General features: G+C 44.7%; 7 protein-coding genes. 3 read left to right on the forward strand and 4 right to left on the reverse strand.

The window, feature by feature from the left end; translation table 11 throughout:
- Together pyrG and eno are read left to right on the forward strand one after the other, a co-directional pair.
- Window positions 1–1,161 (forward strand): glutamine hydrolyzing CTP synthase (gene pyrG, locus B7C60_RS04155; RefSeq protein WP_245868515.1); only part of this gene is annotated, 1,161 nt, incomplete at its 5' end.
- 77 nt (window positions 1,162–1,238) lie between these two features.
- Window positions 1,239–2,540: a phosphopyruvate hydratase gene (gene eno, locus B7C60_RS04160; protein ID WP_099610563.1), complete on the forward strand. Its 1,302-nt coding sequence runs from the start codon at window positions 1,239–1,241 to the stop codon at window positions 2,538–2,540.
- A 113-nt stretch (window positions 2,541–2,653) separates the two neighbouring features.
- Here the strand turns inward: eno and B7C60_RS04165 are convergent, their stop codons facing one another.
- The 4 genes from B7C60_RS04165 to B7C60_RS04180 form a co-directional block, all read right to left on the reverse strand.
- Window positions 2,654–3,874 carry a multifunctional CCA addition/repair protein gene (locus B7C60_RS04165; protein WP_099610683.1) on the reverse strand — a complete coding sequence of 407 codons (1,221 nt, stop codon included), beginning with the start codon at window positions 3,872–3,874 and terminating at the stop codon, window positions 2,654–2,656.
- Between the two features lie 67 nt (window positions 3,875–3,941).
- Entirely contained in the window at window positions 3,942–4,550 is a 609-nt protein-coding gene (locus B7C60_RS04170) for a TIGR04211 family SH3 domain-containing protein (protein ID WP_099610564.1), read from the reverse strand.
- Window positions 4,551–4,776: 226 nt separating this feature from the next.
- A complete protein-coding gene (locus tag B7C60_RS04175; protein WP_099610684.1) occupies window positions 4,777–6,036 on the reverse strand; it encodes an inorganic phosphate transporter in 1,260 nt (419 codons plus the stop codon).
- A gap of 143 nt (window positions 6,037–6,179) precedes the next feature.
- Window positions 6,180–6,860 (reverse strand): TIGR00153 family protein, encoded by a 681-nt coding sequence (locus B7C60_RS04180; RefSeq protein WP_161428504.1) that lies wholly within the window; start codon window positions 6,858–6,860, stop codon window positions 6,180–6,182.
- A gap of 205 nt (window positions 6,861–7,065) precedes the next feature.
- On the opposite strand from B7C60_RS04180, the gene B7C60_RS17785 reads away from it, so the two are divergent.
- Window positions 7,066–7,295 (forward strand): CYTH domain-containing protein (locus tag B7C60_RS17785; RefSeq protein ID WP_245868517.1); only part of this gene is annotated, 230 nt, incomplete at its 3' end.

Consider the following 7,295-nt stretch of genomic DNA (forward strand, 5'->3'; position numbering starts at 1 on the left):
CTTGCCATTGAAGTTGGTCGCGAGAATGCGATGTTTATGCATTTAACCTTGGTGCCATATCTCGCGGCAGCTGGTGAAGTGAAAACCAAACCGACCCAACACTCAGTTAAAGAGTTGCTTTCTATCGGAATTCAACCGGATATTTTGGTTTGTCGTAGTGATCGTGTGATCCCTGCTAACGAGCGTAAAAAAATCGCTTTATTCTGTAACGTGCCAGAAAAAGCCGTTATTTCGATGAAAGATGTTGATTCTATTTATAAAATCCCACAATTAATTAAATCTCAAGGTTTAGATGATTTAGTCTGTGCGCGTTTTGGTATTACCGCACCAGAGGCGGATCTTTCTGAGTGGGAACGAGTTATTTATGAAGAAGCCAACCCAACGGGTGAAGTCACCATTGGTATGGTAGGCAAATATATTGAATTGCCAGATGCGTATAAATCGGTCAATGAAGCCCTAAAACATGCAGGGCTGAAGAATCGCCTTAGCGTGACCATTAAGTATATCGATTCACAAGATGTTGAAACCAAAGGGGTTGATATCTTACAAGGTGTGGATGCTATTTTGGTTCCGGGTGGTTTTGGTGACCGAGGCATTGAAGGTAAAATTCTTGCCGCCCAATATGCTCGTGAAAACGGTGTCCCTTATCTTGGTATCTGCTTAGGTATGCAGGTTGCACTGATTGAGTATGCAAGAAATGTCGCGGGTATGACTGGTGCACATTCAACAGAATTTAACAAAGAAAGCCCGTATCCTGTGGTAGGCTTAATCACAGAATGGGTTGACAGTGAAGGTAAGGTTGAAGAACGGACCGAAAGTTCAGATTTAGGCGGTACGATGCGTCTAGGTTCTCAACTTTGCCACCTAACGAAAGGGACAAAAGCGTATGAATTGTACGGAAGTGCCACAATTCATGAACGTCATCGTCATCGTTATGAAGTAAACAACAACCTTCGTCCACAAATTGAAAAAGCCGGCCTGAAGGTTTCTGGGTTATCCGCAGATAAAAAACTGGTTGAGGTGATTGAAAATCCAGCGCATCCATGGTTTATTGCGGCTCAATTCCACCCAGAATTTACATCGACTCCGCGTGATGGGCATCCACTTTTTGCTGGTTTCGTCAAAGCAGCGGGTCAGTTCCAACGCGGTGAATTAAAGTAAAAGGATATGGGTAGCGGCTTAAGTTGTGCCGCTATCCTTTTAGTTTTGACATTTAAATTCAATGAGAGGAAACATTAATGTCTAAGATCGTTAAAGTTCTAGGTCGTGAAATTATCGACTCACGTGGTAACCCAACTGTTGAAGCGGAAGTTCACCTAGAAGGCGGTTTCGTTGGTATGGCGGCTGCTCCATCTGGTGCATCAACTGGTTCTCGTGAAGCACTTGAGTTGCGCGATGGCGACAAAGCTCGTTTCCTAGGTAAAGGTGTTCTTAAAGCTGTTGCGGCTGTTAATGGTCCGATCGCGGAAGCATTAATCGGTAAAGATGCCAAAGATCAAGCTGCAATCGACCAAATCATGATTGACTTAGATGGTACGGAAAACAAATCTAAATTTGGTGCCAACGCTATCCTAGCTGTTTCTTTAGCAAACGCTAAAGCAGCAGCAGCAGCGAAAGGCATGCCTCTTTATGAGCACATTGCTGAGCTAAATGGCACTGCAGGTCAGTTCTCTATGCCATTACCAATGATGAATATCATCAACGGTGGTGAGCACGCCGATAACAACGTTGACATCCAAGAGTTCATGATCCAACCAGTTGGCGCAAAAACGCTAAAAGAAGCTGTACGTATCGGTTCTGAAGTATTCCATAACCTAGCTAAAGTGCTTAAGTCTAAAGGTTATAATACAGCGGTTGGTGACGAAGGTGGTTTCGCTCCTAACCTTAAATCTAACGCTGAAGCGCTAGAAGTTATTGCAGAAGCAGTTGCTGCTGCTGGCTATGAGCTAGGCAAAGACGTTACTCTAGCGATGGACTGTGCAGCCTCTGAGTTCTTTGACAAAGACGCTGGCATCTACAACATGAAAGGCGAAGGTAAAACCTTCACTTCTGAAGAGTTCAACCATTACCTAGCTGAGTTGGTTGAGAAGTTCCCAATCGTATCTATCGAAGATGGTCTAGATGAGTCTGACTGGACTGGTTTTGCACACCAAACTCAACTGCTAGGCAATAAGATCCAATTGGTTGGTGACGATCTATTTGTTACAAATACTAAGATCCTTGCTGAAGGTATTGAGAAAGGCGTTGCTAACTCTATCTTGATCAAGTTCAACCAAATCGGTTCTCTAACCGAAACTCTTGCTGCAATTAAGATGGCTAAAGATGCAGGTTACACTGCTGTTATCTCTCACCGCAGTGGCGAAACTGAAGACGCAACTATCGCTGATCTAGCGGTAGGTACTGCTGCAGGTCAAATCAAAACAGGTTCTATGAGCCGTTCTGACCGTGTTGCTAAGTACAACCAATTGATCCGTATCGAAGAAGCGCTAGGTGCTCGTGCTCCTTTCAACGGTCTTAAAGAAGTTAAAGGCCAAGCATAATTTCTCGCGAAATCGCTTAGCTTTGTTATAGTAAAACGCCCTACTGAAATGTAGGGCGTTTTTGTAGCACAAGCCATCTAGCTATTTATCTTGGTTGATTGGATTGAGCGTTATTAGTGCCGATCTAAAGCGGCAATCGCTTGAATTCGGCGTTGAGTTAATTGCTCTCTAATGGCCTTCCCTTGAAAACCCTCTGTAATAATCTGCTGAACATCAACAGTTAATGCTGCCTGATAAGCTTGGTTAAAGAGTACACTCTGTGGGTAAGGTGTCTCTTCACATCCTAAGCGGCCTGCATGATCGGCTTGGCAGCAAAGTAATACCTCATTTAAACGCGCTGGTTTACGCCATACGTCTAATTTGTCGAGTATTTTGAGTTTGGTGCTGGCTTTTAATTCCGCTGCTCTATGAATGTTTGAGTGCTGCTCGCAGACTAATAAGGCTAATTCTTTAAACTCATTAGGAATCCGCACACGCTCACATAACCGCTTGATAATGCCGATGCCAGTCTGGCAGTGCATTTTATGGCTCGGCCATTGTGCTTTGGGGGTTACCCCTTTGCCAAGGTCATGAACTTGGGCCGCAAAGCGTACGGTTAAAGAAGATGACAGTTGAGCGGCTTGTTTGGCAACCAATAATGTATGAATACCGGTGTCGATTTCTGGATGCCATTGTTCAGGCTGTGGGACACCAAAAAGACGCTCCAGTTCAGGAAGTACCACCGCAAGTGCACCACATTCATGTAGTACCGCAAGGAAAACCTCTGGGCTTGGTGTTGCCAGTGATTTATGCCATTCTTGCCAAATCCGTTCGGGCGTTAAGTGGCTGAGTTCACCAGATTGACTAATTTGCTGCATCAATTGCTGGGTCTCTTTAGCAATCGTAAAACCAAGATGGGCCAGCTTGGCAGCAAAGCGTGCGACACGTAAAACTCGCAGTGGATCTTCAACAAACGCTTTTGATATATGGCGTAAGATACGCTGCTCAATATCTTTTTTTCCACCATAGGGATCAATCAATTCACCTTGGCTGTTTTGAGCTATGGCATTAATGGTTAAATCACGTCGAGCCAAATCTTCCTCAAGTGTCACATCTTGAGCGTAATAACAGGCAAAGCCTGTATAACCTGCACCGGTTTTACGTTCGGTGCGCGCTAAGGCATATTCTTGCTTTGTTTTGGGGTGCAAGAAGACGGGAAAATCTTTTCCAACCGCTTGATAACCTTCTCGCAGCATCTGCTCTGGGCTACTGCCGACGACCACCCAATCTTTATCATAAACAGGAAGGTTAAGTAATTGATCGCGGACGGCTCCGCCAACTAGGTAAATTTGCACTTGCATTCCTTGTAGTCGTTAGATAAAAACGGCCACCTTAGGTGGCCGTGATAAAGAACAATCGTCGCTATGCCCATCCTGCTGGGTTACGCTTACGTCTTGGAATAATGTGCGGCAAGAGTAAGCCAAACAGTAAGCCTCCACCTGCGACGCCGCCGCCATACATAAAGTATTTCAGCAGTAAATCTTCTTTCTGGGTATCTAGTTTTGCACGAAGTTCACGAACTTCTGCTTGTGATGCAGTGAGCTGTTGGCTAATCTCGCCGTAGCTTTTTTCTAAATCGGCAATTTGTTTATTGCGAGCGTCTAATGAATCGATTAAGCCGGCTTTTTCACTATCAGCATTCTGCCGAGCGTTGGCCAATTGGCTTTTTACTTCTTTCAACTCCTTTTCCAGCAAAGGAAGACGTACTGCCATGCTGATATCTCGCGTGACAAAGCGGCTTTCCACCCAGCCATCACGGCCTCGACTATCGACCACTTGGCTATAGCCGGTTTCTTTATTGGTATTGAGCAGTTTTATTTTTTCTCCCGCATCAATCGAACCAATAATTCGATATTGATTACTTGGACCTGAATGCATATAAGTAAACAATTTATCTGCGATATAGCGGTCTTGTGCAAGCGTTGGTGCGGTCAAGAGAGAAAATAGCACCATGCAGACGAGTTTTTTCACGGTTTATCCCTTAGTTATGGTCAATGTTGCGATGGACAAATTTTCTCACCTAGAGAGTAAACACGCAATTGAGTGTTTTATGAGAATTTGGTCGCGCTTTTAAGGTTGTTTGGCTGATAGTAAAAACTTTATGGACTTGGTGCAACAAAGAAGGGAGGCCAAGCCTCCCTTTCTGTGCGTTTGAGTCAATAATGACAAACCATTGACAGATTCTTGATATGACTGATTAGCCAAAAACAGCTCGGATAGTATAGAAGAAGATCACCGCAAGTAGTGCGCCAGCGGGTAACGTTACTATCCATGAGGCGACAATATTGCGAACGACACCTAAATTTAGTGCCGCAATACCGCGAGCAAATCCAACGCCTAACACTGCGCCGACTAAGGTCTGGGTGGTTGAAATAGGCAAGCCGGTTCCGGATGCGAGCACCACGGTTGAGGCGGTTGCTAGCTGAGCGGCGAAGCCGCGGCTAGGCGTCAGTTCGGTAATTCCTGTCCCTACCGTCGCCATGACCTTATGCCCTAATGTCGCAAGGCCAACGACAATTCCGATGCCCCCTAGGGGTAAAATCCACCAAGCAATGGTACTTTGCCCAGTTACTTGGCCAAGATGTTCAACGGTTGAGACGACAGCGGCCAAAGGACCGATGGCATTAGCCACATCATTGGAGCCATGAGCAAAGGCCATGGCACAGGCGGTAATTACCATTAATACAGAGAAAATACGTTCTACGCTAGAAAAACCAGGATTCTCTTCGGTATTTGAAAAGCGTTTGTAGATATATATATAACCTAACAACATAATGAAGGCAGAAAAAGCGATCGAGCAGAGCCAAGCTTCAGTGCTGGTTAGGTGCAATCCAATATGCTTTAACCCTTTTTTGATGGTTACCAAAGCGATCACCATGGTGGTAATAAACATATAGATTGGCACAAATCGTTTGGCATTGAGCAGCGGCGTTTCTGTATCAAAAATAAGCCGCTGGGCACTGACAAAAATGGCGTAGGCTAGCAATCCTGATATAAACGGAGTAATGATCCAACTTCCGACGATGCCTTGTACTGAGCTCCAATCGACCGCATCAGTGCCGACAGAGACAGAGGCAAAACCGATGATAGCACCGATGATTGAGTGCGTTGTGGAAACCGGCCACCCCATGTAAGAGGCCAGCAATAACCATGTTCCCGCAGCCAGTAAAGAAGACATCATGCCATAGACAAGCAGTTCGGGTTGGTCAGCAAAGAGTGCCGGTTCAATGACACCTTTACGAATAGTGTCGGTAACTTCACCTCCCGCCAGGTAAGCACCAGCAAATTCGAAAATCATCGCAATGATGATGGCTTGTTTTACAGTCAGGGCTTTTGAGCCCACAGATGTGCCCATTGCATTGGCAACATCATTTGCCCCAATACCAATGGCCATCAATAAACCGAAGATCGCTGCAACAAGAATCAGGACTGTGCCGTAGTTCGCAAGGATATCCATCGTAATACCTAGTTGTTGATAACAAGCGGAGTAAAATCGTAGTACTTTTTCGGCACGAAAAATCCCATCAGCGAGAACAATAATCAACGCCTAAACTGTGATGGTACGATTAATACTCTTAGTTATTTGGTTAACTTTATGATTTAAGAGCGCGACAGCATGACTTCAAGCCGAGCACCAACGCGCTGAGCTTGATCGGCAATACCGCCTACCCATTCAAAAATTTTGTATAAGAATACGACATCAATCGGATTCATTTTCGACTCTATCGCCATTAATTGTTGGCGGAGTCGAATTTGCATCGTATCGGTGTCATCCTCGATCACATCCAGTTGATTGATCATTTCAGCCACCAGCGTGACTTCACGACCTTTAAATCCAGTTTCTAATAACTCATCGAGTTCATTGATCACTTTCTGCGCTTGCTTGGCTGCGTCAAGACAGCGGCTAACGTAAGCGATGAAGTTTTCTTGGAGAGGTTCAGGGATAATAAGCTGACGACCATAAACACGACCCGCAATATCTTTGGCAAGATTGGCCAGTTTATCTTGTTGAGTGAGAAGCTCAAGCATGTCAGTACGATCAACCGGCATAAACAGCCCTCGAGGGAGTTTGAGACGGATTTCACGTTTCAACACGTCAGCTTCTTTCTCTAGATGAGAAATTTGTGCGCGTATCTCTTCTGCTTTTTCCCAATCACCTTGAGCACAAACTTCAAAGAAGTTGATCAAGTGAGAGCAGCATTCATTGACACACACAACGTGTCGTTGCAAAGGTTTAATTGGGGACTTTGCAAATAACCCCATAATGGTATTTACTGGCATGGTCATTCAACCTAATAGCTATAACCTAAAAAGAACAAATGCCATATTATGGCGAAATGTTGAGCGTTGGCTATAAAGGCGCGCATGTTAACCCATTAATTGACGTATTAAAACTGTTTTAGATCATCAATTGGTCGATATTTCTCTCTTGCCCCGTCGCCTTTTAGGCAATATCCTGTGGCTATCTGCTGCGAAAGGTATAAGTATGGAAACCGAAATAGAACTGAAGTTTTTTGTTTCTCCAGATTTTTCAGAGGTTTTACGTAGTAAAATTTCTGAAACCAAAGTACTTCAGCACAGTTGTCGAGAGTTAGGAAATACCTATTTTGATTCTGCCGATAACTGGTTACGTCAACATGATATTGGGCTACGCATTCGTCGTTTTGATGAAGTATATGTGCAAACAGTCAAAACGGCGGGGCGAGTCGTCGCAGG

It is taken from the genome of Vibrio fujianensis (assembly GCF_002749895.1).
GTDB lineage: Bacteria > Pseudomonadota > Gammaproteobacteria > Enterobacterales > Vibrionaceae > Vibrio > Vibrio fujianensis.

Bases quoted from the DNA above. Each gene is read 5' to 3' on its own strand.
- eno (WP_099610563.1), top strand. From the start codon at position 1,239: ATGTCTAAGATCGTTAAAGTTCTAGGTCGTGAAATTATCGACTCACGT.
- B7C60_RS04175 (WP_099610684.1), bottom strand. From the start codon at position 6,036: ATGGATATCCTTGCGAACTACGGCACAGTCCTGATTCTTGTTGCAGCG.
- B7C60_RS04180 (WP_161428504.1), bottom strand. From the start codon at position 6,860: ATGCCAGTAAATACCATTATGGGGTTATTTGCAAAGTCCCCAATTAAA.